The sequence below is a fragment of the Pseudomonas sp. CG7 genome, from assembly GCF_023701885.1.
Classification (GTDB): Bacteria; Pseudomonadota; Gammaproteobacteria; order Pseudomonadales; family Pseudomonadaceae; genus Aquipseudomonas; species Aquipseudomonas zanjanensis.
Window position 1 is genome coordinate 12,491 of record NZ_JABAEE010000056.1, and the last position, 26,046, is coordinate 38,536.

The following is a 26,046-nucleotide window of genomic DNA, read 5'->3' on the forward strand; positions in this document are numbered from 1 at the left end:
CGTAATGCATTAGAAGCTTTTGCGTCGAATCCCACCAAAGAATCACGTTTTTCCTACTGACCGCTACACTGCTCAGAAGCTTGCCCACCGCACCAGTCGGCCGTCGCAAGGAGGCTCGATGAATGATGAACTGCAACACCTGAAGAATCTGGGCAAGACATCGGCCCAGTGGCTGCACGCCGTGGGTATCCACAGCGCTTCTGATCTACGCCGGCTCGGGGCCGTGGATGCCTATCGCGCCGTGCGCACTCGCGGTTTCCGGGCGTCCAAGGTGTTGCTCTACGCCATCGAGGGTGCGTTGATGGATGTGCATTGGAATGACATCCCCGCTGAACGCAAGGAAGCCTTGAATAAACAGCTGGACGCTATTTCGACGCGTCACAAAGCCTGACACCCCTTTTCGTTCCCTGTGCGAACCCTGGCCACGATGTTATTTCGACGAATCGTAAAACAATGTTTGACATGGTAATGAGAATCGCTATGATTAGCACATCCGGTCGCGAGACTGGTCGATATTTGAACAGCCCTTGGTTCGGACTCTCAGATATCTCCTCATCAGGCTAATCACGGTTATTTGACCCGGCTCTTGCCGGGTCTTTTTTTGCCTGCAATTTCATTGACGGATGTGTTCACGCATCTGCACACAATAATCCTGTGGCGGCATGGCCGGGGTGTACCACACGTAATCGGCCATGGCCGACGTTACGTCACTGCCCTCCTCAGCCAGCATCAGGACGACCGGTGCCTCGCTGGCGCCAAGATCCAGCGTATGCAGCGGCATACCGACATCTTTTCGCCCATGCCAGGCGCCAGCGAACAACAATGCCGGTGTCGGCGCTTGCAGCAAACGTTCGGCCATGCGCCGGTCACGCTGTTGCTGTACGGCCAGCATTGGCGGCATTTGCGACTCTGGCAGCAAACCGCAGTGGGATTCACGAATCTGTTCCAACAACGCGTCCTTCACCGTGACGGCATTGGAGCGAGCGCCCGCCAAGCCGGGCGCTTGCCGATAGAAGCGCTGGATCTCAGTGGCGTCCAGATTGGCGGCCAACAATGGATAACGTTGCGCCAGGGCAAACTCGACGATGGGCCCATAGAGATTCCAATCCCAGCCGGGGGACCAGGCCAGCGCGCCGGGCAAATCCTTGGGCAAGGCGGGCAACTGGCGAACGGAATCAACCCGTGGCTGTTGCGCGGGGGTGAGCATTTCCAGCAACAGGCTGCCTTGGGCCCGCTGTCCGGCCAAGGATTGGAGTAGCCATCGCTGCAGCACGTGGTGATCAGGATTGTCGTGTCGCTCACCCACCACTACCCGTGGCGCCCTTGCCAGGCGTTCGACCAACACTTGGGGCGTCACGGCCTGACCGTTGTGCAAGTCACGAATCCGTCCGCCAAGCGGGGGCGGTGCAATGCTCTGGCAGGCCGTCAGTACACTTAATGCCAGGATCAGGAACAAGCGCACGTCCATATCCTCCAGGGCGCCCTCAGCGGGCAATGATCAACGGATGCCCGCGCTCCGGATGGTCTTGCACCAGCACGTCCAGGCCGAACACCGCCTTGAGCGGTTCCGGGCGCAGCACCTGCCGGGGCGTGTCCAGGGCCACCGGTCGACCGGACGCGAGCAGCAACAGGCGATCACAGTAACGCGCCGCCAGGTTCAGGTCATGCAGGATTACCAACACAGCAGCGCCGCGACTGGCGAACTCCCGCACCGCCTGGAGGATGGTGTGCTGGTGCAACGGATCGAGCATCGAAGTCGGCTCGTCCAGCAACAGGGTTTGCCCCGCTTCACCGGGCCACAACTGCGCCAACACCCGCGCCAGATGCACCCGCTGGCGTTCGCCGCCGGATAACGCCAGGTAACTGCGGCCGTGCAGATGCGCGGCGTCCGCCGCTTGCAGCGCCGCGGCGACGATTTGCTCGTCCCGCAGCCGGCCGCTCTGGTGCGGCAGGCGCCCCATGCCGACGACTTCCTCGACACGGAAAGCAAAATCCAGGGTCGACGATTGCGGCAAGACCGCCAGGCGGCGGGCGCGCTCGGCACCCTGCCAGTGAGCCAGCGGCTGGTCATCGAGCCAGACCTGCCCCTGGCTTGGGCGCAATTCGCCACACAGGCCCGCCAGCAAGGTGCTTTTACCCGCGCCGTTAGGCCCGAGCACACCCAGCACTTCGCCGGGGTTGAGCAGCAGGTCGTCGCCCGCCAGCACGGTTTTCCGGCCACGGTGAATGTGCAGGTTCTGCGCTCGCAGCATCAGGCGCGCCCTCGCACCAATAGATAGAGAAAGAACGGCGCGCCGATGAACGCCGTGACAATGCCGATCGGCAATTCCGCCGGGGCCAGCGCCAGGCGTGCCACCAGGTCGGCCAGCAACAACAGGCTCGCGCCCGCCAGCACCGAAGCGGGCAACAAGACCCGGTGATCAGGGCCGGCCACTAGGCGCACCAGATGCGGCACCACCAGCCCGACAAAGCCGATCATGCCCGCCGCCGCCACCGCCGCGCCAACCCCCAGCGCCGTACAAAACACCAGCTCACGCTTGAGGGCTTCGACGTTGACACCCAGCTGGGCGGCCTCGGACTCGCCCAGCAACAGCGCATTGAGTTGCCGGGCCCGGCGTGGCAACCAGAGCGCGACGCCGGCGCTGCCCAGCAACAGCGGCCACACCCTCGTGTAGCTGGCGCCGTTGAGACTGCCCAGGTTCCAGAACGTCAAGGTGCGCAGGGTCGCGTCATCCGCCAGGTAAGTGAACAGGCCGACGGCGGAACCGGACAACGCGGTCAAGGCAATGCCGGCCAAGAGCATGGTCGCGACATGGGTCTGGCCATTGCGTCGACCGAGACGATAGACCAGCGCCGTCACGCCGAGCCCGCCGAGGAACGCACACAACGACAACACGTAGGGACCAAAGGCGTCGGGCAACCCGCCCAGCGTCGAGCCAGCGACAATCGCGAAAGCGGCCCCGAGCGCCGCGCCGCTGGACACCCCCACCAGCCCCGGGTCCGCCAGTGGATTACGGAACAGACCCTGCATCGCCACGCCGGACAACGCCAACACCCCGCCCACCGCCAAGCCGAGCAGCGTGCGTGGCAAACGGATCTGGCCGAGGATCAGTTCGGCCTGCTCGAGGCCATCGGCGGCCACAGGCAAACCCGACAAGCGCAAGGCGGCGCGCAAAGTGTCCAGCAGCGGCAGGCTCACCGGCCCCATGGCCAGGGACAACCAGGTCGCCAGCAGACACAGCAGGCCGAGGCCGATGAATAAGGTGCGTGGCTTGACCAACGCGGTCATGGCGCCGTGGCCGACTCAGCCGGATAGAAGCCGGCCGTCAGTTTCACCAGGCTTTGTGGCAGACGCGGACCCAACCCGCCCACCAACAGCGTCGGGTCGAGCTCCATGACGCGCCCGTCCCTCGCGGCCCGGGTCGAGGACAGAATCGGGTTTTCCCTGAACAACGCCGCTCGCGCCTCTTCACCGCTCAGGGCACGGTCGGCGAAGACCAGCACTTCAGGATTCAGGCCAGCCAGGCTTTCCACGGAAAAAGACTTGTAGCCATTGTGGGTCGCGAGGTTGTGACCGCCGGCCTGCTGCAACAGCCAGTCGGCGGAAGTGCCCTTGCCAGCGACCAGTGGCTTGCCACCGGAACTGCCCACCAACAGCAATACCCCGGGTGCCTTTTGCTTGCGCTGGGCCTCGACTATACGGGCGTGTTGCTGGGTGAGCTGTTCCTGGTAACGATCAAACACCTGGGCAGCCGCGGCCTCGGCCCCCAGCAACTGGCCCAAGTGGCGCAAATTGCCTTGCAACGTCGGCAGGTCAGGGGTGGCCGAGAACAGTTCGACCTGCACGCCGGCGCTGCGGATTTGCGCCAGCACCGGTGGAGGTCCCATTTCTTCGGTGCCCACCAGGATCTGCGGGCGCAGGCTCAATACACCCTCGGCGGACAATTGTCGCTGATAGCCAATGCTGGGCAGGGCCCGCAACGACTCAGGATGCTGGCTGGTGGTGTCCACGCCCACCAGTTTCGATTCGCCGCCCAGGGCACTGACCCACTCCGACAAGGCGCCGCCAGCGCTGACCCAACGCTGCGGCGACTCAGCGGCGCTGATCCCTTGGTTGACCAACAGTGCGACACAGAGCGCAACAACGCGGATGTTCAGGCGCATCGGGCAGCTTCCTCGAAGAAGTTTTTCACAGGACCGGGTAGGGCCAAGTATCCTCAGCCACTGTGAAGGAGGCGCCATTTGATAATTGTTTTCATTTGACCGTCAAGCATGGATCTTTTGCCACACGAAACCTTGTGGGAGCGAGCTTGCTCGCGATAGCGGCCCGTCAGTCACTCAGATGTTGAATGTGTCACCGTCTTCGCGAGCAAGCTCGCTCCCACAATGGATTCACTCCGACAAATATTGAGACACCCATGAAGTTTCTTTGTACCGCCGCCCAAATGCCCGATAACGGCAGTCGCGGCTTCGAGCTCGATGGGCGCAAGCTCCTGGCCGTGCGACGCGCCGGCCAGGTGTACGTCTATTTCAATCGCTGCCCGCACCGTGGCGTGCCGCTGGAATGGCAACCCGACCAGTTCCTCGACCCCAGCGCCAGCCTGATCCAGTGCGCCACTCACGGCGCGCTGTTCCTGATCGAAAGCGGTGAATGCGTGGCCGGCCCCTGCGCCGGTCAGTTCCTCGCTGCCCTAGATAGCCGGGAGGACGAGCACGGCGTCTGGGTCGAGCTCTAGCAACACCGGCAACGCACGGTCCACCCACATCTGCTCGGGCGTCAGCGTGACCCCGTAGGCCAGCACCTCCACACCCGCCGCCACCGCGTCACGCAGGGCAACTGCGTACACCGGGTCGATTTCGTGTGCCGGGCGCACGGCCTCGATACCACTGAGGTTCACGCAATACAGCTGCACCGCCCGCACGCCTTGCCGGGCCAGGCAGGCCAGTTCTCTCAAGTGTTTGGCCCCACGCAAGGTCACCGCATCGGGAAACGCTGCCACGTGGGTGCCATCGAACCCCAGCGTGACACTTTTGACTTCGACCCAGGCCGAGCCCAGCTCATAGTCCAGGCGAAAATCGATACGGCTGTTTTCCACGCCGTACGCCACTTCACGCTTGAGCCCGGTAAACCCGTTCAGTTCGCTAATGATCCCGGCGCGCAGGGCCTCCTCGACCAAGGCATTGGCCCGTGCGGTATTGATGCAGGCGAGCCGTCCCTGAGGGGTTTCGCCGATTTCCCAAGTGCCGGGCAACTTGCGCTTGGGGTCGCTGGAGCGACTGAACCAGACGCGCGCGCCTTCGGCCATACAATTGAGCATCGAGCCAGTGTTGGGGCAGTGAATAGTAAGAAGTTCGCCGTGAACGGTCTCGATATCAGCGAGAAAACGCTTGTAACGTCGTATCAAGCGGCCTTCTTCCAACGCAGGGGAAAAACGCATCAGCCTTGCCAACTCCGCAGTCCGCGCCCGATTCGCTCCACCGCTTCCTGTAACCGCGGCAGGCTCTGTGTATAGGCGAAACGCACATGGTGGCCGGCCTGGTGACGTCCGAAGTCCAGACCCGGCGTGAAGGCCACGTGTTCGGTTTCCAAGAAGTGCTGGCAGAACGCAAAGGCATCGCCGCCGAACGCGCTGATGTCGGCATAGAGGTAAAACGCCCCTTGCGGCTCCACCGCGATGCCGAAGCCCAATTCCCGCAAGGCCGGTAGCAGAAAGTCGCGGCGCAACGCGAACTCGGCCCGACGCTGCTCGAAGATTTCGATCGTGGCGGGCTCGAAACAGGCCAGGGCGGCATACTGGGCCATGCGCGGCGCACTGATGTAGAGGTTCTGCGCAAGCTTTTCCAGCTCGCCGATGGCCGCCGAAGGGGCCACCAGCCAGCCGAGCCGCCAACCGGTCATGCCGAAATACTTGGAAAAACTATTGAGGACAAAGGCATCGTCGTCCACTTCCAATACGCTGGCGGCGTCGGTGCCGTAGGTCAGGCCGTGATAGATCTCGTCGACCACCAGATGACCGTTGTGGCCCTTGATGGCCTTGGACAACCCCGCCAGCTCGTCCCGGGTCAGAATCGTTCCGGTCGGGTTGGCCGGCGAGGCCACCAATGCGCCGACGCTGTCCTGGTCCCAATGGCGGTTCACCAGGTCCGGCGTCAGTTGGTAACGCACATCCGGTCCCACCGGCACCAATTGCGCCGCGCCTTCCACCAGGCGCAGGAAATGGCGGTTACAGGGATAGCCAGGGTCCGCCAACAGCCAATGCTTGCCCGGGTCGACCAACAAAGCGCTGGCCAGCAGCAGCGCGCCAGAGCCGCCCGGCGTGATCATGATGCGTCGAGGGTCGATGTCGACGCCGTAGCGCTGCCCATAGAAACCCGAGATGGCCTCGCGCAGCTCAGGGATGCCCCGGGCCGCGGTGTAACGGGTCTTGCCCGCCGCCAGCGCGGCCTGGCCGGCCTGGATAATCGGCTCGGCAGTAGTGAAGTCCGGCTCGCCGATCTCCAGGTGAATAACGTCATGCCCGGCGGCTTGCAGTTCGTTGGCGCGGGCCAACAGCGCCATCACATGGAAAGGTTCGATGGCGCGGCTGCGCGCACTGTAGGGCTGAGCCATTGGCCTTCCTTCAGGGGAAAAAGAACCGATTCTACCCAACTCGGGAACAACTGCGGGAACGAGCACGAACCCAAAGCGGTCTGAGCCCTCGGATTGCAGGAAATGACTCCCGCGATTGGCCCAGGCTTGACTAGAATCAAGCATTGAGCAGGTTGACATCCCCACCGAAGCGAACCCGGCCACGTTTTACAAGCCCCGGCCGCCGCAGGCTCGACAACCGGGAGTAGCGCGGCCCGATTTGATCTGGTAAGTTCGCCCGCTTGCAGCCGCAGGGCCGGCAGGTGTCGGTGATGGAGCAATCCTGCGTAGTGGATTACAAGAGTAGAGGCGGTCCATTCATGCCCACCCAAGCAAAGCAAAATCAAAATCAAACGCTCAGCGGGTTTGAGCCGTACGTCCCGCAAGCTGGCGAAGAGTACATGGGCGCCCCCATGCGCGCGCACTTCACCAAGATCCTGAACAAGTGGAAACAGGACTTGATGCAGGAAGTCGACCGCACCGTGGATCACATGAAAGACGAAGCGGCCAACTTCCCCGACCCGGCCGACCGTGCCAGCCAGGAAGAAGAGTTCAGCCTCGAGCTGCGCGCCCGTGACCGTGAGCGCAAGCTCATCAAGAAAATCGACAAGACCCTGCAACTGATCGAAGACGAAGAGTACGGTTGGTGCGAGTCCTGCGGCGTCGAGATCGGCGTCAAGCGTCTGGAGGCGCGTCCGACCGCCGACATGTGTGTCGACTGCAAGACCCTGGCGGAAATCAAGGAAAAACAGGTCGGCAAGTAATTGCCGGGGCTGTCACCGAAACGGAGCGTTCATACGCTCCGTTTTTTGTTTCCGATATTTTCTCCAAGCCTGGTGAACCCATGTGGGAGCGGGCTTGCTCGCGAAAGCGGTGGATCAGCCAGCATTGATGTACAGATACACCGCCTTCGCGAGCAAGCCCGCTCCCACAAGGGAATTATGCTTCGGCATCAAGATTTGTATGCCTTTCGCCCGGACCCAGTAACATTCGCCCTATGACTGCCTACATCGGACGCTTCGCCCCCACCCCCAGCGGCCACTTGCATTTTGGTTCGCTGGTCGCCGCACTGGCTTCGTACCTGGACGCCCGGGCTGTGGGTGGGCGTTGGTTGCTGCGCATGGAGGACCTCGACCCGCCCCGGGAGGAGCCGGGTGCGCAAGCGGCAATTCTCCAGGCGCTGGAAAGCTACGGGTTCGAATGGGACGGCGAGATGGTTCGCCAGAGCGAACGCCATGACGCCTACGATCAGGTCATCAACCGGCTGTTCAGCCAAGGGTTGGCCTATGCGTGCACCTGTTCACGCAAGCAACTGGAGGCCTACCAGGGTATTTATCCGGGATTGTGCCGCAATGCCGGGCACGGCACCGAGGACGCCGCCATCCGCCTGCGCGTCCCCGAGCTTGAATACCACTTCACCGACCGGGTCCAGGGCGAGTTCCGCCAGCACCTCGGCCGTGAGGTCGGTGACTTCGTGATCCGCCGCCGCGACGGGCTCTACGCTTATCAACTGGCCGTGGTCCTGGACGACGCCTGGCAAGGGGTGACCGATATCGTGCGCGGCGCCGACCTGCTGGACTCCACGCCGCGCCAGCTCTACCTGCAAGAACTGCTCGGGTTGCCGCAACCGCGTTACCTCCACGTGCCGCTGATCACCCAGCCCGACGGGCACAAGCTTGGCAAATCCTACCGTTCCCCGCCGCTGGCGGCCGACCAGGCCACGCCGCTGTTGCTAAGGGCCTTGCGAGCACTGGGCCAGCAACCGGGCCTCGAACTGGTCGATGCCAGCCCACGGGAACTGCTGGCCTGGGGCATTCGCCACTGGGATGCGGGCAAGATCCCGCGCACACTGAGCCTGCCCGAAGCGCAAATACGTTGACGGCCCTTGCAGCTTGGCGCCCATCCGTTACCATCGCCGCACGTTTTCGGGCACGCGCATAAATTAGAGAGGCCGGGATGTACATCTATCGCTTGGTCCTGCTCCTGGTAGTGGGGATTTACCTGTTCTCCCCGGCCATCATGGATTGGTGGATCGATGCCACGGGTGCCTGGTATCGGCCGTATCTGCTCTGGCTGATACTGATTGTCGTGACCTTCATCCTGCAGAGCCAAAAAGATGCCGATGAGCTTTAGCCTGACCCAGATGATCCTGATCAGCGCCGCCTACCTGGCGGTGCTGTTCGGCGTAGCCTGGATCAGCGAACGAGGCATGATCCCCCGGGCGATCATCCGCCACCCGCTGACCTACACCCTGTCGCTGGGTGTCTATGCCAGCGCGTGGGCGTTCTATGGCACGGTCGGGCTGGCCTATCAGTACGGCTATGGTTTCCTCTCCAGTTACCTGGGGGTGTCAGGGGCGTTCCTGCTGGCGCCAGTGTTGCTCTACCCGATCCTGAAAATCACCCGCACCTACCAACTGTCGTCACTGGCCGACCTGTTCGCCTTTCGCTTTCGCAGCACCTGGGCCGGCGCGCTGACCACGATCTTCATGCTGGTCGGGGTGTTGCCGCTGCTGGCCCTGCACATCCAGGCCGTGGCCGATTCCATCAGCATCCTGACCCGCGAGCCGGTACAGCACCGAGTGGCGTTGAGCTTCTGTGCGCTGATCATTCTGTTCACGATCTTCTTCGGCTCCCGGCACATCGCCACGCGGGAAAAACACGAAGGCCTGGTGTTTGCGATCGCCTTCGAGTCGGTGATCAAGCTGATCGCCATCGGCGGTGTCGGTCTCTATGCCTTGTACGGCGTGTTCGATGGCCCGCAGCAGCTTGAGCTCTGGCTGCTGCAGAACCAGACCGCCCTCGCCGCCCTGCACACGCCTTTGCAGGAAGGCCCGTGGCGCACGCTGTTGCTGGTGTTCTTCGCCTCGGCGATCGTGATGCCGCACATGTACCACATGACCTTTACCGAAAACCTCAACCCGCGCTCGCTGGTGAGCGCCAGTTGGGGCCTGCCGTTGTTCCTGCTGTTGATGAGCCTGGCGGTGCCGCTGATCCTCTGGGCTGGCCTGAAGCTGGGCGCCAGCACCAACCCGGAATACTTCACCCTCGGCATCGGCATCGCCGCCAACAGCAAGGCCCTGGCATTATTGGCCTACGTCGGTGGCCTGTCGGCGGCCAGCGGCTTGATTATCGTCACCACGCTGGCCTTGTCGGGCATGGCCCTCAACCACTTGGTGCTACCGCTCTACCAGCCGCCAGCCGAAGGCAACATCTATCGCTGGTTGAAGTGGACCCGCCGGGCGCTGATCGTCGCGATCATCATGGCCGGCTACGGTTTTTACCTGATGCTCGGTGACGGGCAGGACCTGGCCAACCTGGGCATCGTCGCCTTCGTCGCCACCTTGCAGTTCCTGCCCGGCGTGCTGTCGGTGCTGTATTGGCCGACCGCCAACCGCCGCGGCTTCATCGCCGGCCTGCTGGCAGGGATCCTGGTGTGGCTGGTGGCGATGCTGTTACCGCTGATGGGCAACCTGCAGGGCTTCTATATTCCGCTGCTGAACATGATCTACGTGCTCGACGACACCAGTTGGCACATGGCGGCCATCGCTTCCCTGGCGGCGAACGTGCTGATGTTCACGCTGATCTCGCTGTTCACCAACGCCAGCAGCGAAGAAGCCAGCGCCGCCGAGGCCTGTGCGGTGGACAACGTGCGTCGCCCGCAGCGCCGCGAGTTGCACGCCGCCTCACCCCAGGAATTCGCCACGCAACTGGCCAAGCCCTTGGGTGCCAAGGCCGCGCAAAAGGAAGTTGAACAGGCCCTGCGCGACCTCTACTTGCCTTTCGATGAACGCCGCCCATACGCCTTGCGTCGCCTGCGGGACCGGATCGAGGCCAACCTGTCCGGCCTGATGGGCCCCAGCGTGGCCCAGGACATGGTCGAGACGTTCCTGCCCTACAAGGCTGGCGGCGAGAACTACGTCACCGAAGACATCCACTTCATCGAAAGCCGTCTCGAGGATTACCACTCGCGCCTCACCGGCCTGGCCGCCGAACTGGACGCCTTGCGCCGTTACCATCGCCAGACCCTGCAGGAATTGCCGATGGGCGTGTGCTCCCTGGCCAAGGACCAGGAAATCCTGATGTGGAACAAGGCCATGGAAGAGCTCACCGGAATCGCCGCCCAGCGCGTGGTCGGTTCCCGCCTGAGCACCCTGGGCGAGCCGTGGAAAGGCTTGCTGCAAGGGTTCATCGACCTGCCGGACGAGCACTTGCACAAACAGCACCTGGCCCTCGACGGCCAGACCCGCTGGCTGAACCTGCACAAAGCGGCAATCGACGAGCCACTGGCTCCCGGCAACAGCGGCCTGGTGCTGCTGGTGGAAGACCTGACCGATACCCAGATGCTCGAAGACAAGCTGGTCCACTCCGAACGGCTGGCAAGCATCGGCCGCCTGGCCGCCGGGGTGGCCCATGAAATCGGCAACCCGATCACCGGCATCGCCTGTCTGGCGCAGAACCTGCGCGAAGAGCGCGAGGACGACGGCGAGCTGACGGAAATCAGCGGGCAGATCCTCGAACAGACCAAGCGCGTGTCGCGCATCGTCCAGTCGCTGATGAGTTTCGCCCATGCTGGCGGCCACCAACACAATGACGAACCTGTCTGCCTGGCCGAAGTGGCCCAGGACGCCATTGGTCTGCTGGCCCTCAACCGGCGCAATTTCGAAGTGCAATTCTTCAACCTGTGCGACCCGGAGCACTGGGTCGATGGCGACCCCCAGCGGCTCGCCCAGGTGTTGATCAACCTGCTCTCCAACGCGCGGGACGCCTCACCGGCCGGCAGCGCGGTGCGGGTCAAGAGCGAAGCTTTCGAACACACGATCGACCTGATCGTCGAAGACGAAGGCAGCGGTATCCCACAGAACATCATGGACCGATTGTTCGAACCTTTCTTCACCACCAAGGATCCTGGCGAAGGCACCGGTCTGGGCCTCGCACTGGTCTATTCCATCGTTGAAGAGCATTATGGACAAATCACCATCGACAGCCCGGCCGATGTTCAGAGCCAACGCGGCACCCGTATCCGGGTGACCTTGCCGCGTCATGTCGAAGCGACGTCCGCTGTGAACTGAGACCGTCGAGAGAATCGAATCAATGCCGCACATTTTGATCGTCGAAGACGAAACAATTATCCGCTCCGCCTTGCGCCGCCTGCTGGAACGCAACCAGTACCAGGTCAGCGAAGCCGGTTCAGTGCAGGAAGCACAAGAACGTTTCAGCATCCCCACGTTCGACCTGATCGTCAGCGACCTGCGCCTGCCTGGCGCCCCGGGCACCGAGCTGCTCAAGCTCGGCCAGGGCACGCCGGTGCTGATCATGACCAGCTACGCCAGCCTGCGCTCGGCGGTCGACTCCATGAAAATGGGCGCGGTGGACTACATCGCCAAACCGTTCGACCACGACGAGATGCTCCAGGCCGTGGCCCGCATCCTGCGGGATCGACAGGCGGCCACCAGCAATCCTGCGGAACCCGTCGGCAAGGCCAGCGCGTCGGCGAAAGCCGGCGCCAGCAACAATAATGGCGAAATCGGCATCATTGGCTCCTGCCCGCCCATGCAGGACCTGTACGGCAAGCTCCGCAAAGTCGCGCCGACCGACTCCAACGTCCTGATCCAGGGCGAGTCGGGCACCGGCAAGGAATTGGTGGCCCGTGCCCTGCACAACCTGGCGCGCCGGGCCAAGGCACCGATGATTTCGGTGAACTGCGCGGCGATTCCGGACAGCCTGCGCGAGTCCGAACTGTTCGGTCACGAGAAGGGCGCGTTCACCGGCGCCAGCGCCGGGCGTGCCGGGCTGGTGGAAGCGGCGGACGGCGGTACGTTGTTCCTCGATGAAATCGGCGAGCTGCCATTGGAAGCCCAGGCGCGGTTGCTGCGGGTGCTCCAGGAAGGCGAAATCCGCCGGGTCGGCTCGGTGCAGTCGCAAAAGGTCGATGTCCGCCTGATCGCGGCCACCCACCGTGACCTCAAGAGCCTGGCGAAAATTGGCCAGTTCCGCGAAGACTTGTACTACCGCTTGCACGTGATCGCCTTGAAGCTCCCTGCCCTGCGCGAGCGTGGCGCCGACGTCAATGAAATCGCCCAGGCGTTTCTGGCCCGCCAGAGCGCGCGGGTCAACCGCACCGACCTCAAGTTCGCCCCGGACGCCGAACAGGCCATTCGTCATTACGCCTGGCCGGGTAACGTTCGAGAACTGGAAAACGCGGTCGAGCGGGCGGTGATCCTGTGCGAGAGCCCGGAAATTTCCGCCGACCTGCTGGGCATCGATATCGAGCTCAGTGACCTGGACGACGAAGAATTCATCGGCCTGGCCCCGCAACAGGGCGGCGGCGCCAACAACACCAGCCACGAACCTACCGAAGACCTGTCCCTGGAGGATTACTTCCAGCACTTCGTCCTCGAGCACCAGGACCACATGACCGAAACCGAACTGGCACGCAAGCTGGGCGTCAGCCGCAAGTGCCTGTGGGAACGTCGTCAGCGCCTGGGGATTCCACGACGCAAGACCGGAGCGACCAGCGAAAGCTGAGGTGTGGGGGTAACACCGCTGAATGTGAAAAAACTGTTACCCCAGTCTTTTTCACGTAACAGAAGCCGGGGTTTACGGTAACGAAACCCCGGCTTTTTTTCGCCTCGAAAAAATGGCTATAACCCTATAACCCCCGGTTTCGCTGGGTCTCGCAAAAGTTGGCACGCACCCTGCTATAGCTTTGGTACAAGAACAATAACAAGCAATGCAAAAGACAATAAAAATAAGACGAATCGACTCACGCACAATAAAAACAAGACGGCGAGAGGCGCAGCTAACTGATTCTTTTGGAGAGGCGTTGTATTTGGGGCTTGCCCCGCAACCAGGCCGAGAATAATAAAAACTGTCTCAAGACAGCTGCCTGAACTGGTTGGATCGATTGATCACTGCAACACAGCGACCAAAGCAATCCGTTTGCTCTTGGCTCCCGATTGGGAGGGTCACGAAGGGAAAACCTCGTGGCGCGGGCACTCAACAAAAACAAGAAGCCCGAAACCAATAATAAAAACAGAGCACGCAACTAATTCTGGGGGAGCTTCGGCTCCCCTTGTGGTTTCTGGCGTTCCGCCTTCCCCGCCGCCTACACGCCTATCGCTGAAAGCTTGCAGCCCAAAACTCCTCTGTCCTACACCATCCCTCGACTAAATGCTAGAATCCCCGCCCATCATGCGGTCATTCTTCGTTTTTGGCCGAACATTCCTTCAAACAGTGCATCCCATGCTGAAGAAGCTGTTCCAGTCATTCCGTTCTCCCTTGCGTCGTACGCAACATATTCGCAGCACGCCTGAAGTGCTCAACAGCGGCCAGCATTCACTGCAAAAGGCCCAGTTCAGCCGTTATGCGGTGAACATCGTCGAACGTTTGCAGAACGCCGGCTACCAGGCTTACCTGGTCGGTGGCTGCGTGCGCGACATGCTGCTCAACATCACACCCAAGGATTTCGACGTTGCCACCAGCGCCACGCCGGAACAGATACGGGCCGAGTTTCGCAACGCCCGGATCATTGGCCGGCGCTTCAAGCTGGTCCATATCCATTTCGGCCGCGAAATCATCGAAGTGGCGACTTTCCGGGCCAATCACCCGCAGAGCGATGAAGAGGAAGACAGCAACCAGTCTTCCCGCAACGAGAGCGGGCGCATCCTGCGCGACAACGTCTACGGCACGCTGGAAGAAGACGCGCAACGCCGCGACTTCACCATCAACGCCCTGTATTACGATCCGGTCAGCGAACGCATCCTCGATTACGCCAACGGTGTACACGACATCCGCAATCGCCTGATCCGCCTGATCGGCGATCCCAAGCAACGCTACCAGGAAGACCCGGTGCGGATGCTGCGGGCCGTGCGTTTCGCCGCCAAGCTGAATTTCGGCATCGAAAAACACAGCGCCACGCCGATTCGCGAACTGGCGCCGATGTTGCGAGAAATCCCCTCGGCCCGCCTGTTCGAGGAAGTGCTCAAGCTGTTCCTGTCGGGCAACGCGGCAGATACCTTCGAGATGCTGGTGGACTTGCAGTTGTTCGATCCGCTGTTCCCCGCCAGTGCCGAGGCCCTGGAGCACAATCCGACCTATACCCACACCTTGATCAGCGAAGCACTGATCAACACCGACCTGCGCATCAAGCAGAACAAGCCGGTGACGCCGGCGTTCCTGTTCGCCGCCCTGCTCTGGCCTGCCCTGCCGGCCCGGGTGCTGCGCCTGCAAGACCGTGGCATGCCGCCGATCCCGGCGATGCAGGAAGCCGCCCACGAGCTGATCGCCGAACAGTGCCAGCGCATCGCCATTCCAAAACGCTTCACGATGCCGATCCGCGAGATCTGGGACATGCAGGAGCGCCTGCCACGGCGCAGCGGCAAACGTGCCGACTTGCTGCTGGACAACCCGCGGTTCCGCGCCGGCTACGACTTCCTCCTGCTGCGTGAAAGCGCAGGCGAGCAGACCGATGGCCTGGGCGAATGGTGGACCGACTACCAGGACGCCAACGACAGCGAGCGTCGCGACATGATTCGCGAGCTCAGCGGCAAGGATGACGGCGCCAGCGGCCCACGCAAGCGTCGTCGCAGCAGCGGTGCCAAGCGTAAACGGGCCAGTGAACCGAGCGCTTCGGGCGAATAATCGATGGAACGCATCTACATCGGCATGGGCAGCAACCTCGCCGAACCCGCCGAACAATTGCGCAGCGCCGTCCAAGCGCTGGCGCAGTTGCCTGACACGCAACTGGGAGGTGTCTCGGCGTTTTATCAAAGCGATTCTTTGCTCCCCGGCCCGCCCCGCTACACCAACGCGGTGGCAGCGCTGGATAGCCGCCTGGCACCACTGGACCTGCTCGATGCGCTGCAAGCCATCGAAACCGGACAGGGTCGCGAACGCCTCGAACGTTGGGGGCCGCGCACCTTGGATCTGGACATCCTGCTGTTCGGTGATCACCTGATCGACGAGCCACGCCTCAAGGTTCCCCACTACCACATGCAGGCCCGGGCCTTTGTGCTCTACCCGCTGGCCGAACTGGCCCCCGCCGACCTGCGTCTGGCCGATGGGCGCCTGCTCAAGGATCTCCTTGCGGCGTGCCCATTCGTCGGCCTGGAACGCTTGCCACCAATCTGACGAACACCACCTCCTGTGGGAGCAAGCTTGCTCGCGATGGCGTCATCACATCCAGCATCCAGGATGACTGACACACTGCTATCGCGAGCAAGCTCGCTCCCACAGGATCCGGGACCCAGCAGTCAGATTCGGAACACGCCCCTACGCTGAAACGCATCAGTCACCCCGGTAACACCCGGCGGTAACACATCCAATTGACTTCCCGAGTGCTCCTCACGACTATAGGCGTCCCGTCGCCGCCAACGCGGCGCTAATGGGCGTAATCCAGGCCTTACAAGCACCACGCATAGAAGGTGCGCCTGAATTCGAGCGCCTAATGAGGACTTTTTCATGCCAGCTATTACCCTGACCACGCTGCAAGGTCTCAAGCAAAAAGGTGAAAAAATCACCATGCTGACCTGCTATGACGCAACCTTCGCCCACGCCTGCAACGAGGCCGGTGTCGAAGTGCTGCTGGTGGGCGATTCCCTCGGCATGGTGCTGCAAGGTCACGACAGCACGCTGCCGGTGACCACCGCCGAGATGGCCTACCATGTGGCCGCCGTCAAACGTGGTAACACCGATGCGTTGATCCTCGCCGCCCTGCCGTTCATGGCCTACGCCACCCTCGAGCAAACCATGACCAACAGCGCCATGCTGATGCAGGCCGGAGCCCACATGGTCAAGGTCGAAGGCGCGTTGTGGCTGGCCGATTCGATTCGGCTACTGGCCGAGCGAGGCATTCCAGTGTGTGCCCACCTGGGCCTGACCCCCCAAGCGGTGAATATCCTCGGCGGCTACAAGGTCCAGGGCCGCAATGAGAACCAGGCGCGGCAGATGCGCGCCGATGCGATTGCCCTGGAGCAGGCGGGCGCGGCGATGTTGCTGCTCGAATGCGTGCCCAGCGAGCTGGCTGAAGAAATCACCCAGGCGGTGAAGATTCCAGTGATCGGAATCGGCGCCGGCAGCGCTACCGACGGTCAGGTACTGGTGCTGCACGACATGCTCGGATTATCGCTCACCGGGCGCGTGCCCAAGTTCGTCAAGAACTTCATGGCTGGGCAAACCTCTATCCACGGCGCCTTGAGTGCCTACGTCGCGGAAGTCAAGGCCGCGACCTTCCCGGGCACCGAACACGGATTTTCTGCATGAACACCGTCAAACCCGTACGCGAACTGCGGGCCGCCGTGGCCCGTGCCCGCGGCGAAGGCAAGCGCATTGCCTTCGTGCCGCCCATGGGCAACCTGCACAGCGGTCACGTGGCGTTGGTCACCAAGGCTGCGCAACGGGCCGACTTCGTGGTGGCGAGCATTTTCGTCAACCCGCTGCAATTCGGCGCCGGCGAGGACTTGGACAAATACCCCCGTACCCTGGCGGCCGACCAGGAGAAGCTGCTCCAGGCCGGCTGCCACTTGCTGTTCGCCCCCAGCGTCGAAGAGATGTACCCCGACGGCATGACCGGACAAACCCGGGTCAGCGTTCCGCAATTGTCCGAAGGCTTGTGCGGCGCCAGCCGTCCCGGGCATTTCGAGGGTGTGGCGACGGTGGTCAGCAAACTGTTCAATATGGTCCAGCCTGACCTGGCGGTGTTTGGCCAGAAAGATTTCCAGCAACTGGCGGTGATCCGCGCCCTGGTCCATGACCTGAACATGCCGATCCAGATCATCGGCGAGCCGACCGCTCGCGCCGAAGCCGGCCGGGCTCTGTCGTCACGCAACGGTTTCCTCAGCCCGGACCAACGCGCCGTCGCGCCCGTGGTCTATCGCGCCCTGAACCAGATCGCCGAGGCGATCAAGCAGGGTCAGCGGGATTTCCCGGCGCTGATCGGTGCGCAGCTCAAGCAGCTCGAAGCCGCCGGCCTGCGTCCAGACTATCTGGAAATCCGTCACGCCAAGACCTTGCGTCCAGCGTCGAGCGAGGACCGCGACCTGGTGATTCTGGTCGCCGCCTTCCTGGGCACCACGCGCCTGATCGACAACCTGCATCTGGATCTCGACACGCCCGCCTGAAGCCCCCTTGTGGGAGCAGGAGCCTGTGGGAGCAAAGCTTGCTCGCGATAGCGGTCTGACAGTCGACATAGGCGTTGAATGTGACCGCATCGTCGCGAGCAAGCTTTGCTCCCACAAGGCTCGGCCCACAGCAATTCAGATTGCCCGCAAGACCTCGCCGCATTTCCGTCTGTCGCCCCCTTCCCATCCTCGATGTATAAAAAAGTACCGTGAACCAGTCAGACAAAGTCAAGACAGATCGCAACGCGAGGTTTACTGTAGTCGCCCTGTGTCCGGCGATCGTGTCGATGCAGTGTCCGGACGCCCACCTCGAGCCGCGCCGGAATTTTTCGTGTACAAAAGGTCGTTCAAGTAAAAAGGAAAGCCGCAGCGATGGCGTATTACCGAACCCCTCATGACGTGACCGCTCTGCCAGCCTGGCAAGCGCTGAATGACCACCGCAAAGCCATGCAGGATTTCAGCATGCGCGAAGCGTTCAATGCCGATCCGCAGCGTTTCACACAATTCACCCTGTCGAGCTGCGGTCTGTTTCTCGACTACTCGAAAAACCTGATCAACGCCCAGACCCGCGACTTGCTGGTGGGCCTGGCCAACGAAGTCGACCTCAAGGGCGCGATCAACGCGCTGTTCGAAGGCGAAATCGTCAACGCCTCGGAAAACCGCCCCGCCCTGCACACCGCCCTGCGTCGGCCGGTGGGCGACAAATTGCTGGTCAACGGCGTCAACGTGATGCCGGACGTGCACAAGGTGCTGAACCAGATCACTGACCTGGTCGGCCGCATTCACGACGGCCTGTGGCGCGGCTACACCGAAAAGCCCATCACCGACGTGGTAAACATTGGCATCGGTGGTTCCTTCCTCGGACCGCAGTTGGTGTCCGAAGCGCTGTTGTCCTACACGCACAAAGGCGTTCGCTGCCACTACCTGGCAAACATCGACGGCAGCGAATTTCACGAACTGACCATGAAGCTGCGCGCCGAAACCACGCTGTTCATCGTCTCGTCGAAATCATTCAACACCCTCGAAACCCTGAAGAACGCCCAGGCCGCCCGCGCCTGGTACCTGGCCCAGGGTGGTTCCGAAGCGGAGCTGTATCGCCACTTTATCGCCGTGTCGAGCAACAATGCCGCCGCCGTGGCCTTCGGCATCCGTGAAGAAAACATCTTCCCGATGTGGGACTGGGTCGGCGGGCGCTACTCGCTGTGGTCGGCCATCGGCCTGCCGATCGCCCTGGCCATCGGCATGTCGAACTTCAAGGAATTGTTGTCCGGCGCCTATTCCATGGACCAGCATTTCCAGAGCGCCCCATTCGAGCAGAACATGCCGGTGCTGCTGGCGCTGCTGGGCGTGTGGTACGGCAACTTCTGGGGTGCGCAGAGCCATGCGATCCTGCCGTACGACCACTACCTGCGTAACATCACCAAACATTTGCAGCAGTTGGACATGGAATCCAACGGCAAGAGCGTGCGCCAGGACGGTACCCCGGTGTCGACCGACACGGGCCCGGTCATCTGGGGCGGCGTTGGCTGCAACGGACAGCACGCCTACCACCAGTTGCTGCACCAGGGCACCCAGTTGATCCCGGCCGACTTCATCGTGCCGATCGTCAGCTTCAACCCGGTTGCCGACCATCACCAGTGGCTGTACGCCAACTGCCTGTCCCAGAGCCAGGCACTGATGCTGGGCAAGACCCGCGCCGAGGCCGAAGCCGAGCTGCGGGACAAGGGCGCCAGCGAAGAAGAGGTGCAGAAACTGGCCTCCCACAAGGTGATCCCGGGCAACCGCCCAAGCAACACCCTGGTGGTCGAACGCATCAGCCCACGGCGCCTCGGCGCACTGGTGGCGCTGTATGAGCACAAAGTGTTCGTGCAGAGCGTGGTCTGGGGCATCAACGCCTTCGACCAATGGGGCGTGGAGCTGGGCAAGGAACTGGGCAAGGGTGTCTACAACCGCCTGGTAGGCAGCGAAGAAAACCCGGCCGAAGACGCCTCGACCCAAGGCTTGATCAACTACTTCCGCGGGCGTCATCGCGGCTGATCGTATCCCGCTCCCACAGTTGCTTTGTCACAGTTGCTTTGTGTGTGACTTGAACCCTCAGGCTACTGGGCGCATCTTTATATCTTGTCGCAAAACAAGAATAAGGAACCGTCATGTTCGATATCAGCCAGTACCCCCACGCCGATGCCGTCCGCCGGGCTGCGCAACTGAGTCAGGACGAGTACAAGCGGCTCTACAAAGAATCCATCGAACACCCCAGCGCCTTCTGGGCCGAGCAGGCCACGCGCTTTCTCGACTGGATGACGCCCTGGCAAACCGTCCAGCGCTATGACCTCAAGAACGGCGACGCGACCTGGTTCGCCGGCGGCAAGCTGAACGTCAGCGCCAATTGCATCGACCGTCACCTGGACACACGGGGCGACCAGATCGCGATCATCTGGGAAGGCGACGACCCTGCCGAATCGGCGCAAATTACCTACAAGAAACTCCACAATCATGTCTGCCGCCTGGCCAACGTGCTGAAAAGCCGTGGCGTGAAGAAAGGCGACCGGGTCTGCATCTACATGCCGATGATCCCCGAGGCCGCCTACGCCATGCTCGCCTGCACCCGCATCGGCGCGGTGCATTCGGTGGTGTTCGGCGGCTTCTCGCCGGACTCCCTGCGCGACCGGATTCTCGACGCCGATTGCCGCACCGTGATCACCGCTGACGAAGGTGTACGCGGCGGGCGCTTCATACCGCTCAAGCGCAACGTCGACAAGGCCCTGGAAAGCTGCCCGAACGTCAGCACCGTGCTGGTGGTCGAGCGCACCCAGGGCGAAGTGGACTGGGCAGAAGCTCGTGACCTCTGGTATCACCAGGCCCTGCACGACATCAGCGACGATTGCCCGCCCGAACCGATGGACGCCGAAGACCCGCTGTTCATCCTCTACACCTCAGGCAGTACCGGCAAGCCCAAGGGCGTGCTGCACACCACCGGCGGCTATCTGCTGCAAGCGGCGATGACGTTCAAGTACGTACTCGACTACCGCGACAACGAGGTGTTCTGGTGCACCGCCGACGTCGGCTGGGTCACCGGCCACAGCTACATTGTCTATGGCCCGCTGGCGAACGGCGCCACCACGCTGATCTTCGAGGGCGTGCCGAGCCACCCCACCAGTTCGCGTTTCTGGCAAGTGATCGACAAGCATCAGGTCAACATCTTCTACACCGCGCCGACCGCCCTGCGCGCGTTGATGCGTGAAGGAGCCGGACCGTTGCAGGAAACGTCCCGCAAAAGCCTGCGATTGCTCGGCAGCGTCGGCGAGCCGATCCACCCGGAGGCGTGGGAATGGTATTTCAACGTGGTAGGCGAACAGCGCTGCCCGATTGTCGATACTTGGTGGCAGACCGAAACCGGCGGCATCATGCTCAGCCCATTGGTCAGTGCCCCACGGCTCAAGCCAGGCTGCGCCACACGGCCGATGTTCGGCGTGCAACCGATCTTGCTGGATGAGGTGGGCAAGGAAATCAACGGTGCCGGCAGCGGTGTGCTGGCGATCAAATCCAGTTGGCCGGGGCAGATTCGCAGTGTCTACGGCGACCATCAACGCATGGTCGACACCTACTTCAAGCCCTATCCGGGTTATTACTTCACTGGCGACGGCGCGCGCCGCGACGAAGACGGCGCCTACTGGATCACCGGGCGTATCGACGATGTGATCAACGTCTCCGGGCATCGCATTGGCACCGCCGAGGTGGAAAGCGCCCTGGTGCTGCATGACAGCATCGCCGAAGCCGCCGTGGTCGGTTACCCCCACGCCCTCAAGGGCCAGGGCATCTATGCGTTTGTCACGCCGATGAACGGTGTGGAGGCCAACGACGAGTTGAAGAAAGAATTGTTGGCTCACGTCAGCAAGGAAATCGGCAGCTTCGCCAAGCCGGAGCTGATCCAGTGGGCGCCGGCGTTGCCCAAGACCCGCTCGGGCAAGATCATGCGGCGCATCCTGCGCAAGATCGCCTGCAACGAACTCGACAGCCTTGGCGACACCTCGACCCTGGCCGATCCAAGCGTGGTGGAGGGGTTGATCGACAAACGGCTGAATCGCTGAGGATTCCTGTGGGAGCGAGCTTGCTCGCGATGGGGCCCTGTCAGTCTTGACCGCCATCGCGAGCAAGCTCGCTCCCACAAGGACCACGCCAGCCATAACTGCTAAACTCCCGCGCCTCATTTCTCTAAGGCGCGCCCGGCATGTCTTCCTTGAATCAGGCGCTGCGCGCCGCCCTCGACCATCGCCTGGAGCTGCTCGGCCAACTGCATCAGCAAGGCACCGACTGCTATCGCCTGTTCCATGGCAGCCAGGAAGGCGCGCCCGGCCTGACCATCGACCGCTATGGCCCGCAACTGCTGGTGCAGAGCTTCCACCAGTCGCTGGAACGGGACGACCTGTTGCAGCTGCATGGCATTGTCAACGAACGCCTGGGCCTGGAGACCCTGTTGGTCTACAACGACCGCGCCCGGGGCAATTCCCGCGTCGACCGCCAGGACATGGTCTATCAGGCAGACGAAGCCGCCCTGCAAGACCTGGTCGGGCATGAGTGGGGCTTGAATTATCGTGTCCGTGGCCGGCATGCCGGGCAGGATCCACTGCTGTTCCTCGACCTGCGCAACGCCCGGGGCTGGGTCAAGGCACACAGCCGCGGCAAAAGCGTGTTGAACCTGTTTGCCTACACCTGCGGCGTCGGCCTGAGCGCCGCTGCGGGTGGCGCGCGTGAAGTGTGCAACCTGGACTTCGCCGAAGGCAACCTGGCAGTGGGCCGTGAAAACGGCCTGCTCAACCCCGATTTGCAGCCCATGGAATTCGTGCAGTCGGATTACTTCCCGGCGATTCGCCAACTGGCCGGCCTGCCCATCAGCCAGCGTCGCGGGCAAAAACTGCCCAGCTATGTGCGCCTGGAGCAACGCCAGTACGACCTGGTGCTACTCGACCCACCGGCCTGGGCCAAAAGTGCGTTCGGCACCGTCGATCTGTTGCGCGACTACCAAAGCCTGCTGAAACCGGCGCTGCTCACCACCGCTGACAATGGTGTGCTGATCTGCTGCAACAACCTGGCAAAAGTGCCCATGGACGACTGGCGCGAGCAGGTGTTGCGTTGTGCGGAAAAAGCCGGCCGCCCGGTGCGCGACTGGAGCGTGCTGACCCCAGGCAGCGATTTCCCCTCCCTGGATCAGCAACCGCCGCTCAAGACGCTGATCCTCCAGCTCTAGGCCCCGGACTGAAATCTCACAGGGAAACCAGATAAATCTCATAAATCACAGTGGCTTCGGAACCGTAAACGCATGCCATACTCCAAGGCACTCCGAATTCACACCTAGATGAAGCCGCACATGCCCAAAGGATTGATTCGCGCTATCGGCGCCCTGTTGACCGCACTGGCCCTCTACAGCCTGTTGGGTTTCCTGATTCTGCCAGGCATCGCCTTGCGCATCGCCAACCAGCAATTGGCCGCCCTTGCGACAGTACCGGCCCAGATCCAGCGCATCGAACTCAATCCCTTCAGCCTTGAAGTCACCCTCTGGGGCTTGAACATCGGCGAACCGGGCAAAGAGCAAGTCGGCTTCGAACGGCTGTACGCCAATTTGCAACTCGACAGCCTGTGGTCCGGCGCCTTGCACCTGGTCGACATCGAACTGGACAAGCCCAAGACCGAAGTCGTGTTCACCAAGGACGGTCAGTTGAATTTACTGGGCCGGTTCAAGTTGCCAGCCAGCGAACCGACGCCCGCCGATCCCGAGGCCAAACCTTTTCCGCTGCGGGTCGATCGAATCAAGTTGGCTGGCGGTTACGTGCATTTCCAGGACCTGCGCCCCAGCGAGCCCATCGAGTTCCTGTACGACACCCTCGATTTCGAGTTGAAGAACCTCAGCACCCTGCCCGACGACAACGCCGACATGACCTTGGTGGCCGCCGGCCCCGAGGGCGGGCTGATCGACTGGACGGGCAATTTCAGCCTCTCGCCACTTGCTTCCCAGGGTACGCTCAAAGTCACTGGTGGCCAGATGAAAGCCTGGTGGCCCTACGTGCGCGACGCCGTACCGCTGGTGCTGGAAAACGGCGTCCTGAACCTCAGCACCGACTACAAGCTCAACTTGGCCAAAGGCACCGAACTGCTGCTCAACAATGTCGCGGTCAGTGTCGCTCCATTCGCCATCAAGGCCCCCGATGGCCGTCCATTGGTGAAACTCGAGCGCCTGGATGTCAGCGAAACCACGGTAGACCTGGCCAAGCAGCAAGTGGTAGTGGGCAAGATCCGTAGCCAGAAGCTGGAAACCTGGGCCGCTCGCGAGGCAGACGGGCAGCTGGACTGGCAAAAACTCTTCGCCAGCCAGCCGGCCAAACCGCAGGTCAAGGCTGAACCAGCATCCGCCCCGGCGGCGGCCGACTCGCCAAAACCTGAACCGGCACCACCGAGCAAACCGTGGCAGGTGCTGTTGAAGGACGTGCAACTGCGCGACTATCACGTGCACTTGGCCGACCGCCAGGCGCAGCCCGCCGTGGCGCTGGAGGTCGGCCCGCTGAACCTCGACCTGCAGAACTACGACACCCTCAACGGCTCGCCCTTTACCCTCAAGCTCGACACCGGGCTGGGCAAACAGGGCAAGATCCTGGCCGACGGCGAGGTCAACCTCAACCCGATCAGCGCCAGGCTCAAGGTCAAGACCCAGGACATCGACCTGCGCGTCGCCCAGGCGTACATCAATCCGTTCATTCGCCTGGAGCTGCGCTCCGGGATGCTCGGCAGCGACCTGGCGGTCGACCTCAAGAGCACCGAGCCATTGGCCTTTGCCATCACCGGCCGCGCCCAGGTCGACCAGTTGCCCACCCTCGACACCCTCAAGACCCGTGATTTCCTCAAGTGGCAGAAGCTGGTTCTCGAAGGCCTCAACTACCAGCACGGCGACAGCCTGTCCATCGACAAGGTCAACCTGTTTCAGCCTTACGCGCGGTTCATGATCAATGACGACCGCACCACCAACGTCGATGACCTGCTGATCCCGCAACCGGCCGACAGCGGCGCGAAGAGCACCGCGGCCAAACCGGCGACCCAGGAAAAACCGCTGGGCATCCACATCGGCGGCGTCGCCATCAATGACGGTTCGGCCAACTTCGCCGACTTCAGCCTGACCCCCAACTTCGCCACGGCCATCCAGCAACTCAATGGCCAGATCGGCACCATCGACAGCCGCCAGGCCAAACCGGCCAGCGTGGACATCAAGGGCAAGGTCGACCGATACGCGCCGGTCACCATCAAGGGCGCTGTCACCCCTTTCGCTCCGGTGGCCAGCCTCGACCTCGCCACCAGCTTCAAGCGGGTCGAGCTGACTACCCTGACGCCCTACTCCGGCAAGTTCGCTGGCTATCGCATCCGCAAGGGTCGACTCAATCTCGACCTGCATTACCGCATCACCAAGGGCCAGCTCCAGGCGGACAACAAGGTGGTGGTCGAGCAATTGCAGTTGGGGGAAAAAGTCGACAGCCCGGACGCCGTGAGCCTGCCGCTGAAACTGGCCATCGCGTTGCTCAAGGACTCCGAGGGCAAGATTTCCATCGAACTGCCGGTCAGCGGCAACCTCAACGATCCACAATTCAGCGTCATGCCGATCGTCTGGCAGACCCTGCGCAACCTGGTGGTCCGCGCGGCCCAGGCGCCGTTCAAGCTCATTGGTGGACTGGTGGCCGGCGGCGGTTCGGAAGTCCTGGGCAGCGTCGCATTTGCGCCGGGCTCCAGCGACCTGAGCAAGGATAACGAAGGCACGCTGCTCAAACTCTCCGAAGCCTTGGCCAAACGGCCGGAGCTGCGCCTGGAAATCGAGGGTACCGCCGCCGAAAGCAGCGACGGGCCATTGCTCGCGGCCCAGCGGCTGGAGCGCGAATACCAGTACAACTACTACAAGATGCTCCAGCGTCGGGGTGACAAGGTTCCGGCCCAAGCTTCGCTGATAGAGGTGCCCGAGGATGAAAAGGCACCGCTGCTCGAAGGCATCTACCGCACGCGCCTCAAGACCCAGCCGCCGGCCGAATGGACGCAACTGGATAAAACGGCGCGCATCGAGAAACTGCGCGAAGGCGTGATCAAGTTCTGGAGCGGCAGCGACGTGCTGTTGCGCCAACTGGGACAAGAACGGGCCAGCAGCATCAAGGATTTCCTGGTGGACAAAGGTCAGTTGGCCGACGACCGCGTGTATTTCATCGACGCCAGCCTCGGCCAGGCCGAAAGCGATGGCCGGGTGGTCACGCCTATGCATCTGGATGCCGAATAA

21 protein-coding genes are annotated in these 26,046 nt (G+C 62.3%); 15 read left to right on the forward strand and 6 right to left on the reverse strand.

The genetic code is table 11. The annotated features are described in order from the left end of the window. Positions 1-118 precede the first annotated feature (118 nt). Positions 119-391: a TfoX/Sxy family protein gene (locus HGO40_RS20995; protein ID WP_003205623.1), complete on the forward strand. Its 273-nt coding sequence runs from the start codon at positions 119-121 to the stop codon at positions 389-391. Between the two features lie 222 nt (positions 392-613). On the opposite strand, the gene HGO40_RS21000 is transcribed toward HGO40_RS20995, so the two are convergent. The 4 genes from HGO40_RS21000 to HGO40_RS21015 are packed head-to-tail and all read right to left on the reverse strand — an operon-like array spanning position 614 to position 4,164. Beyond that, a complete protein-coding gene (locus HGO40_RS21000) occupies positions 614-1,468 on the reverse strand; it encodes a ChaN family lipoprotein (RefSeq protein ID WP_250964578.1) in 855 nt (284 codons plus the stop codon). Between the two features lie 16 nt (positions 1,469-1,484). Continuing rightward, positions 1,485-2,252 carry a heme ABC transporter ATP-binding protein gene (locus HGO40_RS21005; protein ID WP_250964579.1) on the reverse strand — a complete coding sequence of 256 codons (768 nt, stop codon included), beginning with the start codon at positions 2,250-2,252 and terminating at the stop codon, positions 1,485-1,487. Then, a complete protein-coding gene (locus HGO40_RS21010; protein ID WP_250964605.1) occupies positions 2,252-3,235 on the reverse strand; it encodes a FecCD family ABC transporter permease in 984 nt (327 codons plus the stop codon). Before HGO40_RS21010 ends, HGO40_RS21005 begins: the two co-directional genes overlap by 1 nt. 50 nt (positions 3,236-3,285) lie before the next feature. Next, the gene (locus HGO40_RS21015) at positions 3,286-4,164 is read right to left on the reverse strand and encodes a heme/hemin ABC transporter substrate-binding protein (protein ID WP_250964580.1); all 879 of its coding nucleotides are present in this window, start codon (positions 4,162-4,164) and stop codon (positions 3,286-3,288) included. A gap of 254 nt (positions 4,165-4,418) precedes the next feature. Between HGO40_RS21015 and HGO40_RS21020 the strand changes: the two genes are divergently transcribed. Beyond that, positions 4,419-4,736, forward strand: coding sequence for a Rieske (2Fe-2S) protein (locus tag HGO40_RS21020; protein ID WP_250964581.1), 318 nt, complete (start codon positions 4,419-4,421; stop codon positions 4,734-4,736). Here the strand turns inward: HGO40_RS21020 and sfsA are convergent. Next, positions 4,692-5,438 (reverse strand): DNA/RNA nuclease SfsA, encoded by a 747-nt coding sequence (gene sfsA, locus HGO40_RS21025; protein ID WP_250964582.1) that lies wholly within the window; start codon positions 5,436-5,438, stop codon positions 4,692-4,694. The two genes, HGO40_RS21020 and sfsA, sit on opposite strands and share 45 nt — an antisense overlap. Then, positions 5,438-6,610: a pyridoxal phosphate-dependent aminotransferase gene (locus HGO40_RS21030; protein WP_250964583.1), complete on the reverse strand. Its 1,173-nt coding sequence runs from the start codon at positions 6,608-6,610 to the stop codon at positions 5,438-5,440. The genes sfsA and HGO40_RS21030 overlap by 1 nt, the downstream gene beginning before the upstream one ends. A gap of 338 nt (positions 6,611-6,948) precedes the next feature. Here HGO40_RS21030 and dksA point away from each other — a divergent pair, with 338 nt between their 5' ends. The 13 genes from dksA to HGO40_RS21095 all read left to right on the forward strand — a co-directional run bounded on the left by dksA (position 6,949) and on the right by HGO40_RS21095 (position 26,046). After that, positions 6,949-7,392, forward strand: coding sequence for an RNA polymerase-binding protein DksA (gene dksA / locus HGO40_RS21035; RefSeq protein WP_186709115.1), 444 nt, complete (start codon positions 6,949-6,951; stop codon positions 7,390-7,392). A 233-nt stretch (positions 7,393-7,625) separates the two neighbouring features. Continuing rightward, positions 7,626-8,507: a tRNA glutamyl-Q(34) synthetase GluQRS gene (gene gluQRS, locus HGO40_RS21040; RefSeq protein ID WP_250964584.1), complete on the forward strand. Its 882-nt coding sequence runs from the start codon at positions 7,626-7,628 to the stop codon at positions 8,505-8,507. Between the two features lie 77 nt (positions 8,508-8,584). After that, on the forward strand, positions 8,585-8,761 hold the full coding sequence (locus tag HGO40_RS21045) for a hypothetical protein (RefSeq protein ID WP_003176118.1): 177 nt from the start codon (positions 8,585-8,587) through the stop codon (positions 8,759-8,761). Further along, the gene (locus tag HGO40_RS21050) at positions 8,745-11,699 is read left to right on the forward strand and encodes a sensor histidine kinase (protein WP_250964585.1); all 2,955 of its coding nucleotides are present in this window, start codon (positions 8,745-8,747) and stop codon (positions 11,697-11,699) included. The genes HGO40_RS21045 and HGO40_RS21050 overlap by 17 nt, the downstream gene beginning before the upstream one ends. A 22-nt stretch (positions 11,700-11,721) precedes the next feature. Beyond that, a complete protein-coding gene (locus HGO40_RS21055) occupies positions 11,722-13,155 on the forward strand; it encodes a sigma-54-dependent transcriptional regulator (protein WP_250964586.1) in 1,434 nt (477 codons plus the stop codon). Between the two features lie 717 nt (positions 13,156-13,872). Then, positions 13,873-15,270 (forward strand): polynucleotide adenylyltransferase PcnB, encoded by a 1,398-nt coding sequence (locus tag HGO40_RS21060; protein WP_250964587.1) that lies wholly within the window; start codon positions 13,873-13,875, stop codon positions 15,268-15,270. 3 nt (positions 15,271-15,273) lie between these two features. Beyond that, positions 15,274-15,759, forward strand: coding sequence for a 2-amino-4-hydroxy-6-hydroxymethyldihydropteridine diphosphokinase (gene folK, locus HGO40_RS21065; protein WP_250964588.1), 486 nt, complete (start codon positions 15,274-15,276; stop codon positions 15,757-15,759). A 330-nt stretch (positions 15,760-16,089) separates the two neighbouring features. Beyond that, positions 16,090-16,890 carry a 3-methyl-2-oxobutanoate hydroxymethyltransferase gene (panB, locus tag HGO40_RS21070; protein ID WP_250964589.1) on the forward strand — a complete coding sequence of 267 codons (801 nt, stop codon included), beginning with the start codon at positions 16,090-16,092 and terminating at the stop codon, positions 16,888-16,890. Next, a complete protein-coding gene (gene panC / locus HGO40_RS21075) occupies positions 16,887-17,747 on the forward strand; it encodes a pantoate--beta-alanine ligase (RefSeq protein WP_250964590.1) in 861 nt (286 codons plus the stop codon). Before panB ends, panC begins: the two co-directional genes overlap by 4 nt. Before the next feature lie 372 nt (positions 17,748-18,119). Next, positions 18,120-19,784: a glucose-6-phosphate isomerase gene (gene pgi / locus HGO40_RS21080; protein ID WP_250964591.1), complete on the forward strand. Its 1,665-nt coding sequence runs from the start codon at positions 18,120-18,122 to the stop codon at positions 19,782-19,784. Positions 19,785-19,897: 113 nt separating this feature from the next. Beyond that, positions 19,898-21,835 (forward strand): acetate--CoA ligase, encoded by a 1,938-nt coding sequence (gene acs / locus HGO40_RS21085; protein WP_250964592.1) that lies wholly within the window; start codon positions 19,898-19,900, stop codon positions 21,833-21,835. A 140-nt stretch (positions 21,836-21,975) separates the two neighbouring features. Continuing rightward, the gene (locus HGO40_RS21090) at positions 21,976-22,992 is read left to right on the forward strand and encodes a class I SAM-dependent rRNA methyltransferase (protein WP_250964593.1); all 1,017 of its coding nucleotides are present in this window, start codon (positions 21,976-21,978) and stop codon (positions 22,990-22,992) included. Between the two features lie 120 nt (positions 22,993-23,112). Then, positions 23,113-26,046, forward strand: coding sequence for a DUF748 domain-containing protein (locus HGO40_RS21095; RefSeq protein ID WP_250964594.1), 2,934 nt, complete (start codon positions 23,113-23,115; stop codon positions 26,044-26,046).

Coding starts and splice junctions, on each gene's coding strand:
- HGO40_RS20995 (WP_003205623.1), top strand. CDS start 119: ATGAATGATGAACTGCAACACCTGAAGAATCTGGGCAAGACATCGGCC.
- HGO40_RS21005 (WP_250964579.1), bottom strand. CDS start 2,252: ATGCTGCGAGCGCAGAACCTGCACATTCACCGTGGCCGGAAAACCGTG.
- HGO40_RS21000 (WP_250964578.1), bottom strand. CDS start 1,468: ATGGACGTGCGCTTGTTCCTGATCCTGGCATTAAGTGTACTGACGGCC.
- folK (WP_250964588.1), top strand. CDS start 15,274: ATGGAACGCATCTACATCGGCATGGGCAGCAACCTCGCCGAACCCGCC.
- HGO40_RS21055 (WP_250964586.1), top strand. CDS start 11,722: ATGCCGCACATTTTGATCGTCGAAGACGAAACAATTATCCGCTCCGCC.
- HGO40_RS21030 (WP_250964583.1), bottom strand. CDS start 6,610: ATGGCTCAGCCCTACAGTGCGCGCAGCCGCGCCATCGAACCTTTCCAT.
- panB (WP_250964589.1), top strand. CDS start 16,090: ATGCCAGCTATTACCCTGACCACGCTGCAAGGTCTCAAGCAAAAAGGT.
- acs (WP_250964592.1), top strand. CDS start 19,898: ATGTTCGATATCAGCCAGTACCCCCACGCCGATGCCGTCCGCCGGGCT.
- pgi (WP_250964591.1), top strand. CDS start 18,120: ATGGCGTATTACCGAACCCCTCATGACGTGACCGCTCTGCCAGCCTGG.
- HGO40_RS21090 (WP_250964593.1), top strand. CDS start 21,976: ATGTCTTCCTTGAATCAGGCGCTGCGCGCCGCCCTCGACCATCGCCTG.
- gluQRS (WP_250964584.1), top strand. CDS start 7,626: ATGACTGCCTACATCGGACGCTTCGCCCCCACCCCCAGCGGCCACTTG.
- dksA (WP_186709115.1), top strand. CDS start 6,949: ATGCCCACCCAAGCAAAGCAAAATCAAAATCAAACGCTCAGCGGGTTT.
- HGO40_RS21015 (WP_250964580.1), bottom strand. CDS start 4,164: ATGCGCCTGAACATCCGCGTTGTTGCGCTCTGTGTCGCACTGTTGGTC.
- HGO40_RS21060 (WP_250964587.1), top strand. CDS start 13,873: ATGCTGAAGAAGCTGTTCCAGTCATTCCGTTCTCCCTTGCGTCGTACG.
- HGO40_RS21045 (WP_003176118.1), top strand. CDS start 8,585: ATGTACATCTATCGCTTGGTCCTGCTCCTGGTAGTGGGGATTTACCTG.
- panC (WP_250964590.1), top strand. CDS start 16,887: ATGAACACCGTCAAACCCGTACGCGAACTGCGGGCCGCCGTGGCCCGT.
- HGO40_RS21020 (WP_250964581.1), top strand. CDS start 4,419: ATGAAGTTTCTTTGTACCGCCGCCCAAATGCCCGATAACGGCAGTCGC.
- HGO40_RS21050 (WP_250964585.1), top strand. CDS start 8,745: ATGCCGATGAGCTTTAGCCTGACCCAGATGATCCTGATCAGCGCCGCC.
- sfsA (WP_250964582.1), bottom strand. CDS start 5,438: ATGCGTTTTTCCCCTGCGTTGGAAGAAGGCCGCTTGATACGACGTTAC.
- HGO40_RS21095 (WP_250964594.1), top strand. CDS start 23,113: ATGCCCAAAGGATTGATTCGCGCTATCGGCGCCCTGTTGACCGCACTG.